General features: G+C 59.7%; 21 protein-coding genes and 1 pseudogene. 9 read left to right on the forward strand and 13 right to left on the reverse strand.

The features are described from left to right. The first annotated feature begins 1 nt into the window (after position 1). Positions 2-1,420, forward strand: coding sequence for a nitrogen regulation protein NR(I) (gene glnG, locus J9892_RS02665; protein ID WP_010672523.1), 1,419 nt, complete (start codon positions 2-4; stop codon positions 1,418-1,420). 141 nt (positions 1,421-1,561) lie between these two features. Next, on the forward strand, positions 1,562-2,563 hold the full coding sequence (add, locus tag J9892_RS02670; protein ID WP_161470141.1) for an adenosine deaminase: 1,002 nt from the start codon (positions 1,562-1,564) through the stop codon (positions 2,561-2,563). 67 nt (positions 2,564-2,630) lie between these two features. Here the strand turns inward: add and hemN are convergent, their stop codons facing one another. The 4 genes from hemN to J9892_RS02690 all read right to left on the reverse strand — a co-directional run bounded on the left by hemN (position 2,631) and on the right by J9892_RS02690 (position 6,484). Further along, positions 2,631-4,004 (reverse strand): oxygen-independent coproporphyrinogen III oxidase, encoded by a 1,374-nt coding sequence (hemN, locus tag J9892_RS02675; RefSeq protein ID WP_082180933.1) that lies wholly within the window; start codon positions 4,002-4,004, stop codon positions 2,631-2,633. 28 nt (positions 4,005-4,032) lie between these two features. After that, the gene (locus J9892_RS02680) at positions 4,033-4,473 is read right to left on the reverse strand and encodes a DUF2489 domain-containing protein (protein ID WP_039039514.1); all 441 of its coding nucleotides are present in this window, start codon (positions 4,471-4,473) and stop codon (positions 4,033-4,035) included. A gap of 11 nt (positions 4,474-4,484) precedes the next feature. Then, positions 4,485-5,066, reverse strand: a complete 582-nt coding sequence (gene yihI, locus J9892_RS02685) for a Der GTPase-activating protein YihI (protein ID WP_039039515.1) — start codon at positions 5,064-5,066, stop codon at positions 4,485-4,487. Between the two features lie 800 nt (positions 5,067-5,866). Continuing rightward, entirely contained in the window at positions 5,867-6,484 is a 618-nt protein-coding gene (locus J9892_RS02690; RefSeq protein WP_042882257.1) for a c-type cytochrome, read from the reverse strand. Positions 6,485-6,627: 143 nt separating this feature from the next. On the opposite strand from J9892_RS02690, the gene yihA reads away from it, so the two are divergent. Further along, positions 6,628-7,281, forward strand: coding sequence for a ribosome biogenesis GTP-binding protein YihA/YsxC (gene yihA / locus J9892_RS02695; protein WP_041212162.1), 654 nt, complete (start codon positions 6,628-6,630; stop codon positions 7,279-7,281). A gap of 979 nt (positions 7,282-8,260) precedes the next feature. Here yihA and aroE read toward each other — a convergent pair. The 7 genes from aroE to J9892_RS02730 all read right to left on the reverse strand — a co-directional run bounded on the left by aroE (position 8,261) and on the right by J9892_RS02730 (position 14,313). Next, positions 8,261-9,082, reverse strand: a complete 822-nt coding sequence (gene aroE / locus J9892_RS02700) for a shikimate dehydrogenase (RefSeq protein WP_210537971.1) — start codon at positions 9,080-9,082, stop codon at positions 8,261-8,263. A gap of 103 nt (positions 9,083-9,185) precedes the next feature. After that, on the reverse strand, positions 9,186-10,094 hold the full coding sequence (gene hemF, locus J9892_RS02705; protein WP_201871927.1) for an oxygen-dependent coproporphyrinogen oxidase: 909 nt from the start codon (positions 10,092-10,094) through the stop codon (positions 9,186-9,188). Positions 10,095-10,194: 100 nt separating this feature from the next. Further along, positions 10,195-10,755 (reverse strand): Sua5/YciO/YrdC/YwlC family protein, encoded by a 561-nt coding sequence (locus J9892_RS02710; RefSeq protein ID WP_039039520.1) that lies wholly within the window; start codon positions 10,753-10,755, stop codon positions 10,195-10,197. A 273-nt stretch (positions 10,756-11,028) separates the two neighbouring features. Next, positions 11,029-11,586: a type I DNA topoisomerase gene (locus J9892_RS02715; protein ID WP_045522424.1), complete on the reverse strand. Its 558-nt coding sequence runs from the start codon at positions 11,584-11,586 to the stop codon at positions 11,029-11,031. A 55-nt stretch (positions 11,587-11,641) separates the two neighbouring features. After that, on the reverse strand, positions 11,642-12,115 hold the full coding sequence (locus J9892_RS02720) for a DUF494 family protein (protein ID WP_010672510.1): 474 nt from the start codon (positions 12,113-12,115) through the stop codon (positions 11,642-11,644). Beyond that, positions 12,108-13,223, reverse strand: a complete 1,116-nt coding sequence (gene dprA / locus J9892_RS02725; protein ID WP_134996691.1) for a DNA-processing protein DprA — start codon at positions 13,221-13,223, stop codon at positions 12,108-12,110. The genes J9892_RS02720 and dprA overlap by 8 nt, the downstream gene beginning before the upstream one ends. 1 nt (position 13,224) lies before the next feature. Continuing rightward, positions 13,225-14,313 carry a LysM peptidoglycan-binding domain-containing protein gene (locus tag J9892_RS02730; protein WP_128345206.1) on the reverse strand — a complete coding sequence of 363 codons (1,089 nt, stop codon included), beginning with the start codon at positions 14,311-14,313 and terminating at the stop codon, positions 13,225-13,227. A 108-nt stretch (positions 14,314-14,421) separates the two neighbouring features. Between J9892_RS02730 and def the strand changes: the two genes are divergently transcribed. The 5 genes from def (at position 14,422) to J9892_RS02755 (ending at position 20,231) form a co-directional block, all read left to right on the forward strand. Continuing rightward, the gene (gene def, locus J9892_RS02735; protein WP_010672507.1) at positions 14,422-14,934 is read left to right on the forward strand and encodes a peptide deformylase; all 513 of its coding nucleotides are present in this window, start codon (positions 14,422-14,424) and stop codon (positions 14,932-14,934) included. Positions 14,935-14,946: 12 nt separating this feature from the next. Next, entirely contained in the window at positions 14,947-15,891 is a 945-nt protein-coding gene (gene fmt / locus J9892_RS02740; RefSeq protein ID WP_048209226.1) for a methionyl-tRNA formyltransferase, read from the forward strand. A 60-nt stretch (positions 15,892-15,951) separates the two neighbouring features. Continuing rightward, positions 15,952-17,244, forward strand: a complete 1,293-nt coding sequence (gene rsmB, locus J9892_RS02745; RefSeq protein WP_045522432.1) for a 16S rRNA (cytosine(967)-C(5))-methyltransferase RsmB — start codon at positions 15,952-15,954, stop codon at positions 17,242-17,244. 74 nt (positions 17,245-17,318) lie between these two features. Next, a complete protein-coding gene (gene trkA / locus J9892_RS02750; RefSeq protein WP_010672504.1) occupies positions 17,319-18,695 on the forward strand; it encodes a Trk system potassium transporter TrkA in 1,377 nt (458 codons plus the stop codon). A 93-nt stretch (positions 18,696-18,788) separates the two neighbouring features. After that, positions 18,789-20,231 carry a TrkH family potassium uptake protein gene (locus tag J9892_RS02755; RefSeq protein WP_010672503.1) on the forward strand — a complete coding sequence of 481 codons (1,443 nt, stop codon included), beginning with the start codon at positions 18,789-18,791 and terminating at the stop codon, positions 20,229-20,231. An 82-nt stretch (positions 20,232-20,313) separates the two neighbouring features. On the opposite strand, the gene rmuC is transcribed toward J9892_RS02755, so the two are convergent. Together rmuC and J9892_RS02765 are read right to left on the reverse strand one after the other, a co-directional pair. Then, a complete protein-coding gene (gene rmuC / locus J9892_RS02760) occupies positions 20,314-21,645 on the reverse strand; it encodes a DNA recombination protein RmuC (RefSeq protein ID WP_045522434.1) in 1,332 nt (443 codons plus the stop codon). Beyond that, on the reverse strand, positions 21,642-21,857 hold the full coding sequence (locus J9892_RS02765) for a hypothetical protein (RefSeq protein ID WP_010672501.1): 216 nt from the start codon (positions 21,855-21,857) through the stop codon (positions 21,642-21,644). Before J9892_RS02765 ends, rmuC begins: the two co-directional genes overlap by 4 nt. A 137-nt stretch (positions 21,858-21,994) precedes the next feature. Here J9892_RS02765 and J9892_RS02770 point away from each other — a divergent pair. Then, positions 21,995-22,168, forward strand: a pseudogene (locus tag J9892_RS02770) (4Fe-4S binding protein); the annotation flags it as partial. Positions 22,169-22,313 lie beyond the last annotated feature (145 nt).

A 22,313-nucleotide genomic window follows, 5' to 3' on the forward strand; every position in this document is an offset into this window, starting at 1 on the left:
CATGACAGCAAAAGTGTGGATCGTCGATGACGACAGCTCCATCCGGTGGGTTCTGGAGCGCACCCTTGGCAGCGAAGGCTTCGAATGCGAAAGTTTCGCCGACGGCGAAGCCCTGCTGAGTTCACTGGAGATGCGCTCACCGGACGTGATCCTCTCGGATATCCGCATGCCGGGCATCGACGGCCTGAGCCTGCTGGAGCAGATCCATCGCCGCCAGGCCGATCTGCCCATCATCATCATGACGGCCCACTCGGACCTCGACAGCGCGGTCAACGCCTACCAGCGAGGTGCCTTCGAATACCTGCCCAAGCCGTTCGACATCGACGAGGCGGTCACCCTGGTACGCCGGGCCGAGAACCACCTCAAGGAGCAACGTACCAAGCGCAAGGCTCGCCAGCAGGAAGCCACCACCACCCCGGAGATCATCGGCGAAGCCCCTGCCATGCAGGAGGTGTTCCGCGCCATCGGCCGGCTGTCGCGCTCCAGCATCTCGGTGCTCATCAACGGCCAGAGCGGTACCGGCAAGGAGCTGGTTGCCCATGCCCTGCACAAGCACAGCCCCCGGGCCCACAAGAACTTCATCGCCCTCAACATGGCGGCCATCCCGAAAGATCTCATCGAATCCGAGCTGTTCGGTCATGAGAAGGGAGCCTTCACCGGCGCCAACAACATTCGTCACGGCCGCTTCGAACAGGCCGATGGCGGCACCCTGTTTCTCGACGAAATAGGCGACATGCCGCTGGACGTGCAGACCCGGTTGCTGCGGGTACTGGCGGACGGGCAGTTCTACCGGGTTGGCGGCCACCAACCGGTGCAGGTGGATGTGCGGATCATTGCCGCCACCCACCAGAATCTGGAGAAGCGGGTCGCCGACGGCGAGTTTCGGGAAGACCTGTTCCACCGCCTCAACGTCATCCGCATCCATATTCCGGCCCTCAAGGAGCGCCGGGAGGACATCCCCCAGCTGGCCCAGCACTTCCTGCTGCGAGCCGCCAAGGAGCTGAACGTGGAGGCCAAGAGCCTGCACCCGGATACCCAGACCTACATCAGCCGCCTCCCATGGCCGGGCAACGTGCGCCAGCTGGAGAACGTCTGCCGCTGGCTGACGGTGATGGCCTCGGGCCAGGAGGTGCTGGTAGGCGATCTGCCCACCGAGCTGCTGACTCCCATCACCAGCACCGCCGAGCCGGGCCAGCCCGCCCTGACCGGTGGCTGGCAGCAGCAGTTGCAGGACTGGGTGGCCGCCAAGCTGGCGCTGGGGGAGACCGATATCCTGGCGGATGCCATGCCCCAGTTCGAACGGATCATGCTGGAGACGGCACTGGATCACACCCATGGTCACAAGCAGGAGGCAGCCCGCCTGCTCGGCTGGGGCCGCAATACCCTGACCCGCAAGCTCAAGGAGCTCGACATTCCCTGAGCCTGCGGGAAAAACGATTCCCATCACGCCTTGAGGGAAAGCCTGACCAATCACACCCCGTTTGCTTGCAAACGGGGTATCTTTTTCAGGCGCCCCGCCTAGAATGGCAGGCTTTCCAACCCGACTCGCAGAAGGTGCCCCATGATTGACAGATCCCTCCCCCTGACCGACCTGCATCGCCATCTGGATGGCAACATCCGCCCGCAGACCATTCTCGAGCTGGGACGTCAGCACAACATCCGACTGCCGGCCGATGAGCTGGAAGCCCTGCGCCCGCACGTGCAGATCGTCGAGAACGAGCCGAGTCTGGTGGCCTTCCTGAAGAAACTGGACTGGGGCGTGGCCGTGCTGGCCGACTACGATGCCTGCCGCCGGGTCGCCTACGAAAACGTGGAAGATCTGCTGCGTGCCGGGATCGACTATGCCGAGCTGCGCTTCAGCCCGGCCTACATGGCGATGACCCACAAACTGCACCCGCAGGGCGTGGTCGAAGCCATCATCGACGGCGTGGCCGCAGGCAGCCGTGACTTCGGCATCAAGACCAACCTCATCGGCATCATGAGCCGTACCTTCGGCACCGAGCAGTGCAAGCAGGAGCTGGATGCCTGTCTGGCTCATCGCGATCGCCTGGTCGCCATCGATCTGGCCGGCGACGAACTGGGCTTCCCGGGCGATCTCTTCACCGACCACTTCCGCCGGGTGCGGGATGCAGGCATGCGGGTCACCGTGCACGCCGGTGAAGCCGCCGGCCCCGAGAGCATGTGGCAGGCCATTCGCGAGCTGGGAGCCGAGCGCATCGGCCACGGCGTCAAGGCCATCCAGGATCCGGCCCTGATGGCCTATCTGGCCGAACACCGCATCGGCATCGAGTCCTGCCTCACCTCCAACCTCCAGACCACCACGGTGGCGAGTCTGGCCGATCACCCGATCCGCCAGTTCCTGGCAGCCGGCGTGCTGGCCTGCCTCAATACCGACGATCCTGCGGTGGAGGGGATCGACCTGCCTCACGAATACGAGGTGGCGGCCCCGGCTGCCGGCATGACGGTGAGCGAGATCCGCGCCGCCCAGCAGAACGGCCTGACCCTGGCCTTCCTGAACGAAGCCGAGAAGGCCGAGCTGAGTGCCCGTGCGGCTCAACGTTGAGCAGGGGTAAAACCCAATAAAAAACCGCCGAAAGGCGGTTTTTTATTGTCCCACGACATTGCCCGGCCTAGATCACCCGGGAGAACTGCTGCTGGCGCGCCTTGTTGCGCAGGTAGACATCGAAGCACATGCAGATGTTGCGGATCAGCAGCTGACCGGTGGAGACCACCTCCAGCCCCTCTTCGGTCATGCGCACCAGACCGTCGTCGATGAAGGTCTGCAACAGCTTGAGATCCTCGGCAAAATACTCCTTGAACACCAGGCCGTGGGCCTGCTCCACAGCGGCGAAGTTCAGGGAAAAATCGCAGATGAGGCGCTTGATCACCTCACGACGGATCAGATCGTCCCGATTGAGGGAGCACCCCTTCCACTGGGCATGGCCCAGTGACTCGACCTGGGCATAGTAGGTTTTGAGATCCTTCTGGTTCTGGGAATAGGCATCCCCCATCATGCTGATGGAAGAGACCCCCAGCCCCAGCAGATCGCAATCCCCCTGGGTGGTATAGCCCTGGAAGTTGCGATGCAGCTTGCCCTCGCGCTGGGCGACGGCCAGCTCGTCATCGGGCTTGGCAAAATGGTCCATGCCGATGAACTGATAACCCTGGCCGGTCAGGAAGGCAATGGTGTCCTGCAGCATGGCCAGCTTCTCCTGCGGCGCCGGCATGTCCGCTTCTTTCAGCTTGTGCTGGGCGGCAAAACGGCTCGGCAAGTGGGCATAGTTGAAGATGGAGAGGCGGGCCGGGTCGGTCTTGAGCACCTCTTCCAGGGTGTGATGGAAGCTCTCCCGGTTCTGGTGCGGCAGACCGTAGATGAGATCCAGATTGGTGGAGCGGAACCCCAGCTCGCGGGCACGGACCAGCATGGCGCGGATGAAGTCGTTGTCCTGCTCCCGATTGACCGCGACCTGGACCGCCTTGTTGAAGTCCTGAACGCCAAGGCTGATGCGGTTGAAACCGAGCTCCCGCAGCACATCCAGCATGGACAATTCGATCTCGCGAGGATCCACCTCGATGCTGATCTCCCCCTCCTCGGCAAAATGGAAGTGCTCCCGCAACATGGCCATCAGGCGACGAGTCTGGGGTTCGCTCAGATAGGTGGGTGTACCGCCCCCCCAGTGCAGCTGGGTGACCAGTCTCTCCTTGAACAGGGGGGCCTGGCCCTTGATCTCCTGTTCGAGGTAGTCGAGGTATTGATCTGCCTTGTGCTGGTGCCGGGTAATGACCTTGTTGCAGCCGCAGTAGTAGCAGAGCTTGTGACAGAAGGGGATATGCACGTAGAGCGACAGATTGCGTGCAGGATACTGGCCCGCTGCCTGGACAAAGTCCGGATAGCCGAACCCCTCGTTGAACTCCAGCGCAGTGGGATAGGAGGTGTAACGCGGACCACTGTAGTTGTATTTTTCGATCAGGGCCTGATCCCACACAATCTGTTCTGCTTGCACGCTTGCTTCCTCTGTCTTTGTTATGGGCTCACCGGCTTAACTGAAAATCCTTCAGTCTGGCGACATCCTCAAGGATCTGCGCCTCCAGCTCGGCCTCGTAGCCGCTGCGTTCGAGATCCATCTTCATCACTTCATTGCGCTTGAGTGCCCGCCTCGCCTCATGGGTCGGCATCTCCTTCACCTTCTCATAGAGGCCGTAGAGCCCCGGGAACTCGGTGGCAAAGGCGCGGCCCCCCTTTATTTGCAAGGCATCCAGCAGATTGGTCAGCCGGATGGCACCTTCCGAGTAGTCGCACTGACCATCTCGTACCGCGTGGGCGATCACCCTGACACTCTCCAGAATCCGCTCGTTGCGGGCCGCAATGGCGTGCTGCTGCATCTCTTGCTGGCGTTTGAGACGCGCCATCAGGGTGCCGGCATAGACGGCAAGCCCCAGCAAAATCAGGCCACCCAACAGGGCGGCCAGCATCCATCCACTCATCACTTTTTCTTCGGCTCGGGTTTGGCTTCAGGCTGGTAGTCCGCCTGAGAGAAACGCTCCCACAGCTCCTCTTCGGAGGCAGGCTGACTCGGCTCATCAAAATCGGCATCATCAAAATCCATGTCGCCATCTTCGTCATCGTCGTTGTCGATGATGCCGAGCTCGTCCATCAGCTCCTGATAACGGTCAACCCGCTGATCGACCCATGCCTGCTCTGCGGCCTCCAGGGTTTCACCGGCATCCAGACGATCCAGCAAGGCATTGAGGCGATCATCATTCTCGATGGACGCCAGCTCCTGCTCGGGGGTCATCACCACCCGCTTCTCTTTCGCAGGCTTGGTCGCCACCGGCTTGCTGCCCTTCTCGTCGGCAATCAGCGCGATGGGCTTGCGAGAGCCGATGCGTGGATCCTTGGCCTGCTTGGAGCCGCTCTTTTTGCCCGCCTGCTCGACCTGTTGGCGGGAGCCCGCCTTCAGGCCCTTGCGCTTGGCGGCGCGCTTGCGCTCACGACCTTCCTGAGCACTGGCATCTGATTCTTTGCGCTTGCCGGTAGGCTTGCGGTTGGGTTGTTTGGCCGACATGAATGACTCCGACAAATAACTGAATGGAAACCCCCGGAGCGTGTCGTCCGGGGAGGATGCTGAAGCGGGGAACAGTAAATATGGAACAAGAGTGGGATCCCGCACCAATTCGACCACGTTGGGTCGCTGAACACCGCAGGATCGGCATCCTCTGGGCATGTTGCTGGTATTTTGACACAGAATGTCTTGGCGGGTTAATGACCCAATAGAAAAAAGGCAGCCGAAGCTGCCTTTTTCCATCATGCGAGTTCCATTCCCTGGTAGCCAATCGCCTTATCCCTGGGCGAACCACGGCGCATCATTTCGTTGGATCATCCTGATCCTTATTGACCAGTCCTGAGTGTGCGTGTGTTTGTTTGTCTAACCCAAACCGGCGACATCCTGCCTCCCATCGGGGTGGTTGCCTCCCGCAGCCCCGCTCATCCCTGGCGGTCACCATCCTGGCTTTTTGCATCTATTGCTCATCGCATGCTCCGAGCCGACATCCTGTCAAACCGAAGACGGGTCTTGCACCCTCTCTCCGGCCAATCCTGATTGCCTACTGTAACTTCTTCGCCGGATGACTCAATCAACCAAAGCACATTTCGAACTGGTACAAAGTGATGTTCTATTTCTTAATTCATTGAAAAATAAAATATAAAAAAATATACGTGAGCAATCTTTCAGACACGACCAGCCCCGTATATAGAAGATCTCTTACAGCAACGCAGGCTGTTTACGGGCGATTGCTACAACCTCAAAAAAGAACAGGGAACACAATGGTTCCCTGTTCTTTTCAACAAGATAACTAACAGGCTATATCAGTGAAGCCCCGCCACATACTTGGAGAGCGCCTCGATGTCCTGATCCGTCAGCTTCTTGGCCACATCCCGCATCATGCCATTGGGATCGTTGTCGCGGGTCGCCGAACGAAAAGCGGTGAGCTGGGCCTTGATATAGGCGGGATGCTGCCCTGACAGGCTGGGGTACTTCGCTTGCTCGACGCCGGAACCCCGTGGGCCATGACAGGCGGTACAGGCGGCCAGGCCTCGCTCCATGTCTCCCCCCATATAAAGCGCCTTGCCTGCGGCAACTACATCATCGGGCACGGCAACCGGCGTCACCTTCTGGCTGGAGAAATAGGCGGCAAGATCGTCCATATCCTGCTCGGACAACGGCAACGCCATGGGTCCCATGACGGGCGCAACCCGACCAGTTTGGCCAGAAGCTGCAGCCTTCAGTTCAACTAATTGTTTTTTGATATATGATGCGTGCTGACCAGCAATCTTGGGATACATGTCGACTGGGCTGTTGCCGTCCGGTCCATGACAGGCCGCACAGACGGCAGCCTTGGTTTGTCCCGCAGCGGCATCGCCCTTGGCTTGTGCCATCCCAGTTACGCCAACCATCAGAGCAAGTGTAATGACTAGGTTCTTCATGGCGTTCCAACTTTCTCGTTATTAGGCTTCCAGATCCCATGCCGCTGAAGGCATGTTAAAATAAACGCGTTCAAGCGACGCCATTTTACACTATTTCACAAAAAAGTAACTCTATAACCCTCTATCTCTATGGGGAATTTACGTTGGATACACAAACTCTGAATTTCAATAAGGTGCATTTTGTGACCAGCGCACCCGACATCCGCCACCTGCCAAATGATGGAGGTGTCGAGATTGCGTTTGCCGGTCGTTCCAACGCTGGCAAATCGTCTGCATTGAATACCTTGACCAAACACAAGAACCTGGCGCGTACCAGTAAGACCCCTGGCCGTACTCAGCTGATCAACCTGTTTGAGCTGGAACCGGGCAAACGCCTGGTTGACTTGCCTGGCTATGGATATGCCCAGGTTCCGCTGGAAATGAAGCTCAAGTGGCAAAAGTCACTGGCTGAATACCTGCAGCGACGGGAGTCCCTGAAAGGGCTGGTGATCCTGATGGACATCCGCCATCCGCTCAAGGAAACCGACATGAACATGCTGGAATGGAGTTCACACCGTGAACTGCCGGTGATGCTGTTGCTAACCAAGGCGGACAAGTTAAGCCCGGGGCCCCGCAACAACCAGGTGATCAAGGTTCGTCAGGCGGTGGCAGAACTGGGCCCGCAGATCCAGGTTGAAGCATTCTCTTCTCTGACCAATATCGGCGTCGAGAAGCTGGCCCAGACCCTGAGCGGCTGGTATCTGTCCGAAGCAGACAATGCCCAGGCAGACGACGAAGATCATCAGAACGAGGAGTAAACGACTCCTCTCCCTGGCTGCAATTGGCGGAGTTGGACCTCCGCTGATTGAAAGGCTTTCATGATCCCCCATCTCCGAGCCCCTCCTCCCCGCCTTCGCCACCTCTGAAGAAAAACCTAAAAAAATATATTTAAATCATACTGATAGCATGTTTAGACGCGAAAAGAATTAACTAATCATCAACCTGATACCGTTTTCATGGATATCGAGTAAAAAATCAGAATTGAAGGCTGTAACAAACGAAACTGAAATTTAATTACACGGCGAGGCAATATAGGGATAAAAATGAGGCCGGTCTTGCCATTGCAAACCGGCCTGAAGAAATGAGTTCAAAAATTTGGGAAAAAGCGAGTTCTCGAGAACAAAGACGATTGGTTTTCCTCAAGAAACGCCTTCATTCTAACAAAGAACGGCAACAATTAAAGCATTTACTCTAAACGTTACTCATAAAAAAACGCCCCGACGATGACTCATCGGGGCTGCTATTCAGCCACATTCAATTACGTGAAATAAAAGGTCTGAAAGATAGAACATCTTACCTCTGTACCCTACGCCGACAACTGTACAGCAAAGCAGCAGAAAGTGAAAGTAATTTATGTAATTTAGTTTCAAAGATAGGGAAGAGAAAAAATATTCATAATTTTCATGCAGATAAAAAAATCCCCAGTACGAATACCGGGGAGTTATAAAGGTGACTAGCTAGCACTTCCTCAACTATCCAGTTAGTCAGCAGTCCGTTACAGAAGTTCCGCTGCTTTGAGAAAAAACTCAAAAAAATTCTGCGAGTGACGGCAACGTAAAAGTAACTTATTGTTACGCAATGGTTTTATAAAAATGGCATCTGTTCTGCCACACACCCACCGCAGAACGACCGTTTCATATCACACGTGCCGTGCCGCATCACGAGGGAGCCCTTATCCAGAGATGCAGAATCTCTAAATCAGATCTGCCGACAACCCAACAGAGCGCACAAGCTGGTTCACACGACGCCCAGATTGCGCTGCAACTCTCTCAATACCTGCTTGGTGCCGGGCCGGATCCCTCGCCATACGGTAAAGGCCTCAGCAGCCTGCTCGACCAGCATGCCCAATCCATCCATGGTATGGCGCGCACCATGTTGCTTGGCCCAGCCGATGAAGGCTGTGTCCGTTGCGCCATACATCATGTCGTAGATCGCGATGTCCGGGTGGATAAGGGTTGTCGCCAAAGGTGGCAACTCTCCTTGCAGACTCGCTGAGGTGGAATTGATGATGAGATCGAACGGCCCCACCAGCTGTTCATAGGATTGAGCAGTGATGCTGCCCAGATCCCTGAACTCCACAGCCAGCTGTTCCGCCTTGGCATGGGTACGGTTGACCACGACGATCTCGCCCGTCGCTTCCGCCAGCAGGGGGGCCAGGGCGCCACGAGCTGCGCCACCGGCCCCCAGAAGCAGGATCCTGCTACCGGCAAGGTTCACTCCGTGAGCCTTGAGATCGGCGACCAGCCCGGCGCCGTCGGTATTGTCACCCAGCAGCACACCATCATCAGTCAGTTTGATGGTGTTGACCGCTCCCGCCCGCTTGGCCCTGGGGCTCAGCCGCTCCACCAGCCCAAAGGCTTGCTCCTTGAAAGGTACGGTCACGTTGCACCCCTTCCCTCCTTCGGCGAAGAAGTGGTTCAGAGCGCTGGCAAACTCATCGACAGCAGGTTCTGCCAGACCATACTCCAGCGCTTGCTGGGTCTGCCTGGCAAACAGGGTATGAATGAAGGGAGATTTGCTGTGGCGCACGGGGTGGCCAAAAACCAGATAACGATCCATCAAGGCGTTCCTTTTGAGAGCAATATCCCGATTTAACGGGTTTTCTCATGAAGGAACAAGCCGAATATCGGCCAATAAGAAAAGGCCATCATGGCCCCTCTGGTCACAACCACTCACGCGGTTTGAGGTAGTCGCTGTAGAGAAATGCCTCCGGGCTGCCAGCCTCCGGCTGCCAGTCGTACTCCCAGCGCGCCAGCGGCGGCATCGACATCAGGATGGATTCGGTGCGCCCCCCCGTCTGCAGTCCGAACAGGGTCCCGCGGTCGTAGACCAGATTGAACTCCACGTAACGGCCACGGCGATAAAGCTGGAACGCCCGTTCCCGCTCCCCATAAGCAAGCTCCTTGCGTCGCTCGACAATCGGCAAGTAGGCCGCCAGGTAACCCTCACCCACTGCACGCATGAAGGCAAAGCAGTCGGCAAAGGGCCAGCGGTTCAGGTCATCGAAGAAAAGACCACCCACCCCGCGCGTCTCGCCCCGATGCTTGAGGAAGAAGTAACGATCGCACCAGGATTTGAACTCGGGATAAATGTCGGTGCCGAACGGCTGACAGAGCTCATGGGAGACCTGATGCCAATGCCTCACGTCCTCTTCGAACGGATAGAAGGGCGTCAGGTCGAAGCCGCCACCAAACCACCAGATCGGCTCCTCCCCCTCTTTCTCGGCGATGAAGAACCGCACATTCGCATGGCTGGTCGGTACATAGGGATTATGCGGGTGGATCACCAGCGACACCCCCATGGCCTCAAACCTGCGGCCAGCCAGTTCGGGACGATGTGCGGTCGCGGATGCCGGCATGGCATCGCCATAGACATGGGAGAAGTTGACCCCACCTTGCTCGATCACCGCCCCCTGACGCAGCACCCGTGTTCTACCGCCACCACCACCTTCGCGACTCCAGGCATCTTCCACAAAGCGCCCGCATCCATCGGCCTGCTCCAGGCCACGGCAGATATCATCCTGCAATTGCAGCAGGAAGGCTTTTACCTGGGCCACATCCGGTTTGCTCATTTTATCTCCTGTCAGACAGGCATCATGCATGCACTGCCTGCACTTCTCGTATTGTCATGACCTCATCGCACAACCTGCATGAAACAGGGCCGTGCCCAACTCAGGATGGGCGAATGATGGCCCCGGTGCGGGCGTCCTTGATTTCGGACGGGTTGGCTTGCCCCCCGACTTCGCCGGGCAGAATGTAAGCCAGCTGGCTTGCCAGCAGATCGCCAATATCAGCCACCCGGCGAGCGGGTTCCTCACCGGTTAGATTGGCACTGGTGGACACCAGCGGTTTGCCAAATGCCCGGCAAAGCCCTTGCACCTGGGGGTGGCCTGTGACCCGCACCGCCAGGGTCTCGAACTGACCGGTCAACCAGGACGGCGTCGTCGCGCGAGCGGGCATGATCCAGGTGAAGGGACCAGGCCAGCTCGCCTGCACGCGAGCAAGCTGCTCATCGCTGAGCTGGCTCAGGTCGATGTAGTCCTGCAATTGCGCCAGATCTGCCGCGATCAGGATCAATCCCTTCTCCACCGGCCGCTGCTTGATGGCCAGCAGCCGCTGCACGGCGGCTTCGGAATCAGGATCACACCCCAGACCAAACACGGCTTCGGTGGCATAGGCGATAACCCCTTCTCCTTGAAGGGCGGCAACCGCTTGTTCAAATTCATTTGGCATAAGCACATGCGACAGCCACGCTGCCGCCTCTCATCACTGGATTGTATGTTGAACCGACATGACGGCATCGGGGCCATCACTGCTGCGATATGGGCTATATCCCTGCTCCTCTTCAGTCATGCATTTCGGCTCAGACGCTTGCGTGCATCAGTGAACCGAGCAACCGCAGGGAGCTGGAGATGGCGATCATGATCAGGGCGACTTGGGCGATGCGCATCGGCTCACAACCTCACGCTGACCAGCAATCCGCCTGCCTGATCATGGGCGGCGAGATTATACCCGCTCAATCTGGTGGGAGCATTTCTTTTGCGGGCAGACCCAGCGCAGGTTTCCCCGCACCTTCTTTTCGATCATGATGCCCCAGCCACACTCGGGACAGGGTATGGGAACCGGCTTGTCATTCACCACATACTTACAGTGAGGATAGGCGTCACACGAGTAGAACTGTTTGCCATAACGGGACGTGCGGCTCACCAGATGACCTTTGCCACACTCCGGGCAGAGGATTTGGGTATCGTCACTCTCCTGAAGGGATTCGATATGCTGACAGGCCGGGTACTGGGTACATCCCACAAACAGACCGTAACGACCCTTCTTGATGGCCAGTGGATGGCCACAATCCGGACAGGACGACCCCTCGAGCACTTTCTCTATATCGCGGCCAGAGGGGGTGAGGGAGCGAATGTAATCGCAAGCGGGATAGGCTGAACAACCAAGGAAGGGACCGTGCTTGCCCTGGCGGATCACCAGTTCAGCACCACACTGCGGGCACGGCTCGCGCTCGAAGGCATGTTCGTGGGCAGAGAAGAGATGGTGATCGATCTTTGACATGGGCCGCGCCTTGAAATCCAGATGGCCTGAATTCTACCAGCGCGGCACCGGGCTGTCAGTGGATGACGCCGTCCGACTCGTCAAACACCAGCTCTTCCATCTGCTGGTAGGCGTTTTCACTGCCTGGCACATTGAACAGCACCATCATGACGACCCACTTCAGATCGTCCAGCTCGATGTCCGGCTTGTCCAGCTCGAGCAACCGTTCGATGCAGATTTCACGGGTTTCGGCATTCAACACTTGCGCCTGCTCCAGGAACAGCAGAAAACCGCGACATTCAGTACTGAGGCGAACCAGCTCCTGCGGCGCATAGATCCGCATAGAGCCCTGCTGGCTTGCGGTGACATAGACTTCCCGCTCGCTGTCGTGCAGGTTGGCCAGTCGCTCCAGCCAGTTGAGCGCTTTCTCGATCTCGTCCTTGTCGAAACCGGCCCGGCTCAGTTCGTCGGTGAGTTCATCCTGCTCGACCATCACATCTGCATCGCTGTGGATGTAGGTCTCGAAAAGGTACATCAATACATCAAACATGATTCGCCCTCCTCGCTCTGACGTATCCACCGGCTACCGCCATCACTGCACCAACCAGCTCCAGCTCTACCAACCTGCCCAGTACGACATCGACAGGAAGCCGGGCCCGTTCGGCAACGGTATCCACGCTCGTGGTCTCATAATCTACGTTATCCAACAAATCGGCATAAGGCAATTCGCTATTATGCTGCGCCTCGGAAGAACCGTTGGCGGGTCCAGGGGGCAAGACCAGCCTTGGAAACTCTTCCAGGATATCGGCGGCATTCAAGACCAGCTTGGCACCCTGTTGAAGCAGACGGTTGCACCCTGCTGCCTGTGCATTTTGCGGAGCGCCGGGAACGGCAAAGACCTCGCGGCCCTGCTCCAGCGCATAACGGGCCGTGATGAGCGAACCACTCTGTTCTGCCGCTTCCACCACCAGTGTCCCCAGCGACAGGCCACTGATTATACGGTTGCGGCGAGGAAAGTGTTCAGCCAGGGGGCCTTGCTGGGGCGCCAACTCGGAGACAAGCAGACCTTCCTGCTCGAGGATCTGCATCGCCAACCCCTGATGACGCTTGGGGTAGAGACAATCCAGACCGGATCCCAGCACCGCCAGGGTGATTCCGCCCGATGCCAGCGCCTGCTGATGGCAGACGCCATCGATGCCCAACGCGAGGCCGGAGGTGATCGCCAGACCACAGCCCACCAACTCGGCACACAAGCGTGTCGCATTGTCTTTGCCGGCATAGGTGGGGTGGCGGGTACCCACCATCGCCAACTGTGGCAGGGAGAGGGATGAGACGTTCCCGCGGCAGTAGAGCAAGAGCGGTGCGCCGGGGATCTCTTTGAGCAGGGCAGGATATGCGGGGTCATCGGGACAGAGGAGGTGATTGCCGGGCTCGGCGGCCCAGCTCAATCCCTGCTCCACGACAGGAAGAGGCCATCTCATCTGCTGAATCTGGGCACTCTGCAGACCAAGAACTCGCAGGGCGCCATCGTCTGAGTCAAACAGAGTTGTGATGTCACCACCCACATGAGCCAGCAGGCGAGCGGCGGTGACCGGGCCTATGCCTGTAACGGCATCCAGCGTCAGCCATAGCGACAACCGCTCCAGTGGCAAGGACACGTTAGAAATTACTGACCTGATAACCAGAGCCGACCAGATCCTGACTCTGCAGGATAAGACCGTAACTCAATTTGTCGTAGACCTTGAACAACATGACTCTGGCAACGGCCTCGGCAGGCAGCGATGACTTGCCGGCAGAATAGAACGCCTTATCATAGACGGATGAATATTCCCGGTATGACACCTTGCCATTCTTGTCCACCATCTCGGCTCCTGGGCGCAGGATCTCGAGCACATCGCCCGGGGCCACCTGATCACGCTCCCCCTTGTTGATGAGTACCACATCAAATTTGCCCCCACCATGTGCCTTGCTCGGCAGCTCGATCACATAGCCGGGGGAAATGGAGGGTGCCGCCTTTGGCATGAACACGGCAGAGATGCTCTCCTGCGACGGCAGCGGCATCACCTTGTCGCCCTGATACACCTCACGCCGGTTATGGGTCAGCGTCACTTTGGTGGTGTCGTGGGCAAGGTACTCCTCTGCCCGCACCGTGCCGACAAAAATCGCCTCCTGACCGAGCGACTCGCCAGTATGCTTGTCCTTGTATGCCACCCCCGGGCGATAGAGGCCATAACTCTGACCCGGGTTCAAGGCTCCTTTCACATAGAGAATGTCGCCCTCCAGCATCCCGACATGCTTGTCATTGTTGCCGAGCACATAGGGCAGGTCCTTGCTCTGCTGGCTGTTGGCCAGAATGTGGTCGGTCTGCAGGAAGGGCGCTATCTCACTCAGAGGAAGGGTCGGTATGGGATTGGCCTTGTTTTCATAGCGGTTCTTGGGCGAGAGACGGATGACCTGCTTGCCCCCCTGACTGGCTTTGCCGAGCCGAGGCTCACCATTGACCCAGCTCAGGTGCAGCACGTCACCGGGATAGATCCAGTGGGGATTGGCGATCTGCGGATTGATGTTCCAGAGGCGTGGCCAGAGCCAGGGTTCGGCCAGATACTGGCCCGAGATATCCCAGAGGGTGTCCCCTTTTTGCACCACATAAGTCTCGGGGTAACCGGATTTGAGCGTCAACTGCTGTGCCATGGCGCCACCGGCCAAGGCTGTCGCCAGGCAGGCGACGACGATTTGCTTCAGATACATAACACTCCCTGTTACTTCTGCACGCAAAGTGTTGCTGTTTTTTGTCGGCGTAAATGACTAGAATTACGTCAATATTGACTGCGTTTATATGAAACTAAAGAAAAAATTATGGCCATTCTAGATGTATTGCGTTTCCCCGATGAGCGTCTGCGCACAGTCGCGGCCCCTGTCGAAGCCTTTACACCCGAGTTACAACACATTGTAGATGATATGTTCGAAACCATGTACGCGGAGGAAGGCATCGGCCTGGCCGCGACCCAGGTCGACATTCATCAGCGCATCATCGTCATCGATGTCTCCGAGAACCGCGAAGAACAGCTGGTGTTGATCAACCCGGAGATCCTGGAACAGTCCGGCAGCACCGGCATCGAAGAGGGCTGCCTCTCCGTGCCCGGCAACCGTGCTCTGGTTCCGCGCGCCGAGTGGGTCAAGGTCAGGGCGCAAGATCGCCACGGCAACACCTTCGAGCTGGAAGCGGACGATCTGCTCGCCATCTGCATACAACATGAGATGGATCATCTGGTCGGCAAGCTGTTTGTGGATTACTTGTCCCCGCTCAAGCGCCAGCGCATTCGTCAGAAGCTGGAAAAGATGGCCCGTGAAGATCGCAAAGTCCTCTGAGGATCCGCTCCATTGAACAAGCTGAAACTGATTTTTGCCGGTACCCCCGACTTCGCCGCCCGTCATCTGGCGGCGTTGTTGTCTTCCGGCCACGAGGTCGTCGCCGTTTATACCCAGCCGGACAAGCCCGCCGGTCGCGGCCAGAAGCTCACTGCCAGCCCGGTCAAGGAGCTGGCGCTGGCCCACGATCTGCCGGTCTATCAACCTGCCTCCCTGCGCAATGAAGCGGCGCAAGCCGAACTGGCCGCTCTGGGTGCCGATCTGATGGTCGTCGTGGCTTATGGCCTCATCCTCCCCAAGGCGGTGCTCGATACGCCGCGTCTGGGTTGCATCAACGTGCACGGCTCCCTGCTGCCGCGCTGGCGCGGTGCCGCCCCGATTCAACGCTCCATCTGGGCGGGGGATGCCGAAACCGGCGTCACCATCATGCAGATGGATGTGGGGCTGGATACCGGCGCCATGATCCGCAAGGTAACCTGCCCCATCGCCAGTGATGAGACCTCTGCCAGCCTCTATGACAAGCTGGCCGGTCTGGGCCCGCAGGCACTGGTCGATACCCTGGACGCCATGGCTGCCGGCGACACCGCCGCCGAGCCCCAGGACGATGCGCTGGCCAACTACGCCGAGAAGCTCTCCAAGGAAGAGGCCCGCATCGACTGGTCGATGGACGCCGTTGCCATCGAACGCTGCATCCGCGCCTTCAACCCCTGGCCCATCAGCTGGTTCGAGGTCGCCGGACAGACCGTCAAGGTGTGGCAGGCCGAAGTCCTTCCCAAGGCGCACGGCCAGGCAGCCGGTACCCTGCTCAAGGCCGACAAGCAGGGGATCGAGGTTGCCACCGGTCAGGGGGTGCTGCGCCTGCTAACCCTGCAACCTCCCGGCAAGAAGGCCATGTCCGTTTCGGATCTGCTCAACTCTCGCCGCGACTGGTTTGAACCTGGCACGCAACTGATTTGATCTGGATTGAATTGACACAAGCGGGGCCCTGGCCCCGACTTGTGCATCTAAGGTAACGCTATGAAAACACGCGCACAGGCTGCTCTCGTCATTCAACAGGTGCTGGATCAGGGCCAATCTCTCTCCGCCGTTCTGCCTGCTGCCCAGGAGAAGGTCGCCCCTCGCGATCGCGCCCTCCTGCAAGAACTCTGCTACGGCACCCTGCGCTGGCTGCCCCGCCTCGATGCGGCGGTCAGCGAGATGATGGACAAGCCGCTCAAGAACAAGAGCCGCATCTTCCACTACCTCATCCTGGTCGGCCTCTACCAGCTCATCTATACCCGCATTCCGGCTCACGCCGCCGTGGCCGAGACCGTCAACGCCGTCAAGCTGCTCAAGGGTTCTTCCCTGCGCGGCCTCATCAACGGCGTACTGCGCAACTTCCAGCGCAGCGCCGAAGTGATCCTGCTGCGCATCGACCGCGTTCCCAGCGTCCGCCTCGGCCACCCCGAATGGCTCACCAAGCGCCTGCGTCAGGCCTATCCCGATGACTGGGAGTTCATCATGGAGGCCAACAACCAGCGCCCGCCCATGTGGATCCGCAACAACAGCCAGCGCCAGAGCCGCGAGGCCATGCTGGCCCGCATGAGCGAGGTGGGTATCCCGGCCATGGCCGGTGTGGAAGGGGAAGATTGCATCCTGCTGGAGCGCCCCTGCGACGTGACAAAGCTGCCCGGCTTCGAGCAGGGTGACTGCTCGGTGCAGGACGGTGCCGCCCAGCAGGCCGCCGCCCTGCTCGATCCCCAGCCAGGCGAGTGGGTGCTGGACGCCTGCGCCGCCCCCGGCGGCAAAACCGCCCATTTGCTGGAACGCCAGCCGGCCCTTGCCGGCGTGGTTGCCGTCGACGCCGACGACAACCGCCTCAAGCGGGTGCAGGAGAACCTGGATCGCATCGGCCTTCAGGCCCAAGTGATCCACGGTGATGCCAGCACGCCGGATCTGTGGTGGCCACAGGGGCAGTTCGACCGCATCCTGCTGGATGCCCCCTGCTCCGCCACCGGCGTCATCCGTCGTCACCCCGACATCAAGTGGTTGCGCCGGGATCAGGACATCCGCGAGCTGGCCGAGCTGCAACGCCGCATTCTCGATGCCCTCTGGGGCAAGCTGAAGCAGGGCGGCACCCTGCTCTACGCCACCTGCTCCGTGTTGCCGGAAGAGAACCGGGAGCAGATCCGCGCCTTCCTGGCCGATACCCCGGATGCCCGCTTGGTGCCGTTGCATGCAGAAGACACCCCGGCCTGTCCGGGTCGCCAGTTCCTGCCCGGCGAGGCGGAGATGGACGGCTTCTACTATGCCAAGCTCATCAAGCTGTAGGCCGAACCGGCGGATGGCAGGCCCGGTGACGGGCCGCCTCATTACGAAGCAACAACCTTGAGTAAGATGGCCTTATGAAAATCATCATTCTGGGCGCAGGTCAGGTGGGTGGCACCCTGGCCGAAAATCTCGCCGGCGAGAACAACGACATCACCATCGTCGACACCGACAGCGAGCGCCTGCGCGAACTGCAGGACAAATTCGACCTGCGGGTGGTGAACGGCCACGGCGCCCATCCCAGGGTGCTGCGCGAAGCCGGCGCCCAGGATGCCGACATGCTGGTCGCCGTCACCAACAGCGACGAGACCAACATGGTCGCCTGCCAGGTCGCCTACTCCCTGTTCAACACCCCAAATAAGGTGGCGCGCATTCGGTCCCCCGCCTATCTGGTGGAGCGGGATCGCCTGTTCCTGCCCGAATCCGTCCCCGTGGATCACCTGATCGCCCCCGAGCAGTTGGTGACCGACTACGTGCGTCGCCTGATCGAGTATCCGGGGGCGTTGCAGGTGGTGGATTTTGCCGACGGCAAGGTGGGCCTGGTGGCGGTCAAGGCCTATTACGGCGGCCCCCTGGTGGGCAATGCGCTCTCCACTCTGCGGGAACACATGCCCAACATCGAAACCCGGGTCGCCGCCATCTTCCGCCAGGGGCGCTCCATCCGCCCCCAGGGCACCACCATCATCGAAGCCGATGACGAGGTGTTCTTCGTGGCCGCGGCGGGCCATATCCGCGCCGTGATGTCGGAGCTGCAACGCCTCGAGAGCCCCTACCGGCGCATCATGATCGTCGGCGGCGGCAACATAGGCGCCGGTCTCGCCCGCCAGCTAGAGAAGCGCTACAGCGTCAAGCTCATCGAGCGCAACCAGAAGCGGGCGGAGCAGCTCTCCGAGCATCTGGAACACACCATCGTCTTCTGCGGCGATGCGGCGGATCAGGAGCTGCTGGCGGAGGAGCACATCGACCAGATCGACGTCTTCATCGCGGTGACCAACGAGGATGAGGCCAACATCATGTCGGCCCTGCTCGCCAAGAAGATGGGGGCCAAGAAGACCATGGTGCTGATCCAGCGCGGCGCCTACGTGGACCTGGTACAGGGCGGCTCCATCGACATCGCCATTTCCCCCCAGCAGGCCACCATCTCGGCCCTGCTGACCCATGTGCGTCGCGCCGACATCGCCAACGTCTACAGCCTGCGCCGCGGGGCGGCCGAAGCCATCGAGGCGATCGCCCACGGGGACGAGAACACCTCCAAGGTGGTGGGCAAGACAGTGGGCGAGCTCAAGCTGCCCCCGGGCACGACCATAGGCGCAGTGGTGCGCGGTGATGAGGTGCTGATCGCCCACGATCGTACCCAGATACAGCAGGATGACCACGTGGTGATGTTCCTGGTGGACAAGAAGTACATCCCGGAAGTGGAGCGTCTGTTCCAGCCCAGTCCCTTCTTCCTGTAAGCCGGCCATGTCTCTGGCAACGGTATCCGGACCCGGCCCCTTTTCTCAGGAAAGGTCCGGGTCTTTTTTCAATCAACGACCAGGTTTTCTTGCATGATCAAGCTGCATCCCATCGTCTTCACGCTCGGGCTGGTGCTCTCCAAGCTGGCGCTCTTCATGTGGCTGCCCACCCTGCTGGCCCTGCTGACCGGTTCGGAAGGTTTCGTCGAATTTCTCAAGTCGGTCTTGATCACCCATGGTGCCGCTCTGCTCTGCCTCCATTACGGTCGCAAGGCAGAGTTTCACCTCGGCGTGCGGGAGATGTTCCTGCTCACCACCTCGGTCTGGGTGGTCGCCTGCGTCTTCGGGGCCCTGCCCTTCGTCTTCATCACCCATATCGACTTTGCCGACGCCTACTTCGAGACCATGTCGGGGGTCACCACCACGGGATCCACCGTGCTGTCGGGGCTGGACGGCATGGCCCACAGCATCCTGCTGTGGCGATCCATCCTGCAGTGGCTGGGCGGGGTCGGCTTCATCGTGATGGCGGTGGCGGTGCTGCCCTACCTCAACGTCGGTGGCATGAAGCTGTTCCAGACCGAGAGCTCCGATTGGTCCGACAAGAGCGCCCCCCGCGCCAAAACGGTGGCCAACAACATAGTGCTGGTCTATCTGGTACTCTCCATGCTCTGCTTCCTCGCCTACTGGGTGAGTGGCATGAACCTGTTCGAAGCGGTCAACCACGCCATGACGACCCTCAGCACCGGCGGCTACTCCACCTCCGATCAATCCATGTCCCACTTCTCCCACGCGGCGCACTGGATAGGCACCCTCTTCATGTTCCTCGGTGGCCTGCCCTTCCTGCTCTATGTGCAGGCTCTCTCCCGCCGTGACAACAGCCTGTTCAAGGATGCCCAGGTGCAGGGCTTCTTCTGGCTGATCGTCTGGGTGACCCTGGTCGTCACCTTCTATCTCTGGGTGAGAGACATCTACGGCTTCATGGATGCCTTGCGCATCAGCAGCTTCAATATCGTCTCCGTGCTTACCACCACGGGTTTCGGACTCGGTGACTTCGGCACCTGGGGCCCGCTCACCACCATTATCTTCATCATCCTGCTGGCACTCGGCGCCTGCTCCGGCTCCACCTCGGGCGGGCTCAAGATCTTTCGGGTCCAGGTGGCCTTCGCCCTGTTCAAGAAACAGATGCGCCAGCTGATGCACCCCTCCGCCGTGTTTCCCCAGAAGTACAACGGCCGTCCGGTCAACGACGCCATCATCCGCTCCCTGATCTCCTTCGTGCTGGTCTACTTCGCCATCATCCTGCTGATCGCCGCCCTGCTCGCCGCCATCGGGCTGGACCCCCTGACCGCCATCTCGGGCTCCATCACCGCCGTGGCCAACGTGGGCCCGGGCATGGGGCCTGTCATCGGTCCCAGCACCAACTTCGCCAGTCTGCCGGATGCGGCCAAGTGGATACTGTCGTTCGGCATGCTGCTGGGACGCCTCGAGATCCTGACGGTGGCGGTGCTCTTCTTCCCCTCCTTCTGGAAGCAATAAGCAGCCGTCCAGGCTGTTGCATGAAACGAAAAGGGCAGCCAATGGCTGCCCTTTTCGTTGTCCCGGCGAATGACGACTCCCCTCAGTCCGCCGACTCCTCCCGCTCCAGCGCCCTGTCCACCAGCGCGTCCGGCAAGGGCTTGGTCACCTCGACCCCCAGCTCGCGAAAGCGCTCGGCCTGGGCGATCAGGTTGCCACGACCGTTCACCAGCCGGCCCATCGCCTTGTCGTAGCTCTCCTGCGCCTTGTGCAAGCTGCCCCCCATCTGCTGCATCTCCTCCACGAACAGCCGCAACTTCTCGTAGAGGCGACCGGCCCGCTCCGCTATCTGGCGCGAGTTCTGGTTCTGCCGCTCGTAGCGCCACAGGTTCTCTATGGTGCGCAGCGCCACCATCAGGTTAGTAGGGCTCACCAGCAGGATGTTGTGTTCCAGCCCGTAGCGCACCAGGGAAGGGTCCGCTTCCAGGGCAGCGAGGAAGGCAGGCTCCACCGCCACGAACATCAGCACATAGTCCAGGGTGCGCACCCCGGGCAACTGCTGGTAATCCTTGCGGCCCAGCTCGCGGATATGGTTGCGCACCGAGGCGACGTGCTCCTTGAGCGCCACCGCCTTCTCCAGATCGTCAGCGGCGTTGTACCAGCGCTCATAGGCGGTCAGCGACACCTTGGCGTCGATGATGATGTCCTTCTCCTGGGGCAGGTGGACGATGACGTCGGGCTGGTAGCGCTTGCCCTTGTCCACCTCGATGTTGACCTGGGTGTGGTACTCATGCCCCTCGCGCAGGCCGCACTCGGAGAGGATCCGCGCCAGCACCACCTCCCCCCAGTTGCCCTGCTGCTTGCTGTCGCCCTTGAGGGCCCGGGTCAGCGCCGCCGCCTCTTCGGTCATGCGGGCGTTGAGCTCGGCAAGGCGCTCCAGCTCGAACTTGAGGTTGTGGCGCTGGGCCGTCTCCTGGGCGTGGGTCTCTCCCACCTGGCGGCGAAAGCCCTCCAACTGCTCCTTGAGTGGAGTCAGCAGGAGATCCATGCTGTTCTGATTCAGTTCGCGGAAGTTTCCAGCATTTTGTTCAAAGATACGATTGGCGAGGTTCTCGAACTGTTGGCCGAGGCGCTGCTCAGCCTCTTGCTGCAACTGCAGCTTCTCGGCGCTGGCGATGCGTTCGCTGCGCAGGGTCGCCTCGGCCTCCTTGAGGCGGGCGGTGAGCTTGAGCAGCAGGGTCTGCTGCTGATCCAGCTTCTGCTGAGCCAGCATCTTCTCGTCCTGCAGCGCGTCCCAGCGATCCTGCAACCCCTGATAACGCTCCTCCAGCAGCAGCGCCTCTTCACGGCCGCTGCGTCGCCCCCACCACCAGCCGAACAGCAGCGCCAGCCCGCCAGCCAGCATGGCAGGCCACCAGGTCAGCAGCGGGGTCATCTGCGCCCCCGCTGGCGCAGGAAGAGTTCGAGATAGCGGTTGAGCAGCAACCAAATCAGCACATAGAGCAGGTAGGCCGCCAGCACCACCCACTTGTGGCTGTTGACCCCGGTATCCAGTTCACTGAACTCGATACCCTTGAGATGGCAGTAAGCCCACATCAGCAGGGGGAAGACATAGAGCAGAGAAGCACGCCACAGAAATAGCCACATGAGTTCATTCAATCCCGCAAAAAGACCCGCTTAGCTTACACAAGGGCAACCCGGCTTGCGATCCTGCCCGCCGTTATTCTCTGGCTTGCCGGCCCAAAACTGGATAAAATTAACCCCTAATAGGTATAGAGGTGGGCATGACGCATTTTTTCTGTCGCTGGCTGGCACACGCATGGGGGAGCCCCCGCAGACCCGAGGTGGTCTGCCATGAGGCACGCCCGCCCTGGGCCATCGACGAGTCCCAGTTCCTCACCCTCTGCACCCGTTGTGGCGACTGCTTCAAGGCGTGTCCCAACGGCCTCATCAAGCCCAATGCTGATCAGTTAAGGATCCATTGACCGATCCTTCTGCTGTAGGACAATCCGGAACCAATCACTGGTTCCGGATTTTTTTATGTCTATTGCAAACGATCTGAACGATGTTGTTGAGGCATCTGGCGACATGCTGGCTCGGCTG

This window comes from Aeromonas sp. Prich7-2, from assembly GCF_017939255.1.
GTDB classification, from domain to species: Bacteria; Pseudomonadota; Gammaproteobacteria; order Enterobacterales; family Aeromonadaceae; genus Aeromonas; species Aeromonas caviae.

Coding starts and splice junctions, on each gene's coding strand:
- glnG (WP_010672523.1), top strand. CDS start 2: ATGACAGCAAAAGTGTGGATCGTCGATGACGACAGCTCCATCCGGTGG.
- add (WP_161470141.1), top strand. CDS start 1,562: ATGATTGACAGATCCCTCCCCCTGACCGACCTGCATCGCCATCTGGAT.
- J9892_RS02680 (WP_039039514.1), bottom strand. CDS start 4,473: ATGCTGGCCGCCCTGTTGGGTGGCCTGATTTTGCTGGGGCTTGCCGTC.
- yihI (WP_039039515.1), bottom strand. CDS start 5,066: ATGTCGGCCAAACAACCCAACCGCAAGCCTACCGGCAAGCGCAAAGAA.
- J9892_RS02690 (WP_042882257.1), bottom strand. CDS start 6,484: ATGAAGAACCTAGTCATTACACTTGCTCTGATGGTTGGCGTAACTGGG.
- aroE (WP_210537971.1), bottom strand. CDS start 9,082: ATGGATCGTTATCTGGTTTTTGGCCACCCCGTGCGCCACAGCAAATCT.
- hemF (WP_201871927.1), bottom strand. CDS start 10,094: ATGAGCAAACCGGATGTGGCCCAGGTAAAAGCCTTCCTGCTGCAATTG.
- J9892_RS02710 (WP_039039520.1), bottom strand. CDS start 10,755: ATGCCAAATGAATTTGAACAAGCGGTTGCCGCCCTTCAAGGAGAAGGG.
- J9892_RS02715 (WP_045522424.1), bottom strand. CDS start 11,586: ATGTCAAAGATCGATCACCATCTCTTCTCTGCCCACGAACATGCCTTC.
- J9892_RS02720 (WP_010672510.1), bottom strand. CDS start 12,115: ATGTTTGATGTATTGATGTACCTTTTCGAGACCTACATCCACAGCGAT.
- J9892_RS02730 (WP_128345206.1), bottom strand. CDS start 14,313: ATGTATCTGAAGCAAATCGTCGTCGCCTGCCTGGCGACAGCCTTGGCC.
- def (WP_010672507.1), top strand. CDS start 14,422: ATGGCCATTCTAGATGTATTGCGTTTCCCCGATGAGCGTCTGCGCACA.
- rsmB (WP_045522432.1), top strand. CDS start 15,952: ATGAAAACACGCGCACAGGCTGCTCTCGTCATTCAACAGGTGCTGGAT.
- trkA (WP_010672504.1), top strand. CDS start 17,319: ATGAAAATCATCATTCTGGGCGCAGGTCAGGTGGGTGGCACCCTGGCC.
- J9892_RS02755 (WP_010672503.1), top strand. CDS start 18,789: ATGATCAAGCTGCATCCCATCGTCTTCACGCTCGGGCTGGTGCTCTCC.
- rmuC (WP_045522434.1), bottom strand. CDS start 21,645: ATGACCCCGCTGCTGACCTGGTGGCCTGCCATGCTGGCTGGCGGGCTG.
- J9892_RS02765 (WP_010672501.1), bottom strand. CDS start 21,857: ATGTGGCTATTTCTGTGGCGTGCTTCTCTGCTCTATGTCTTCCCCCTG.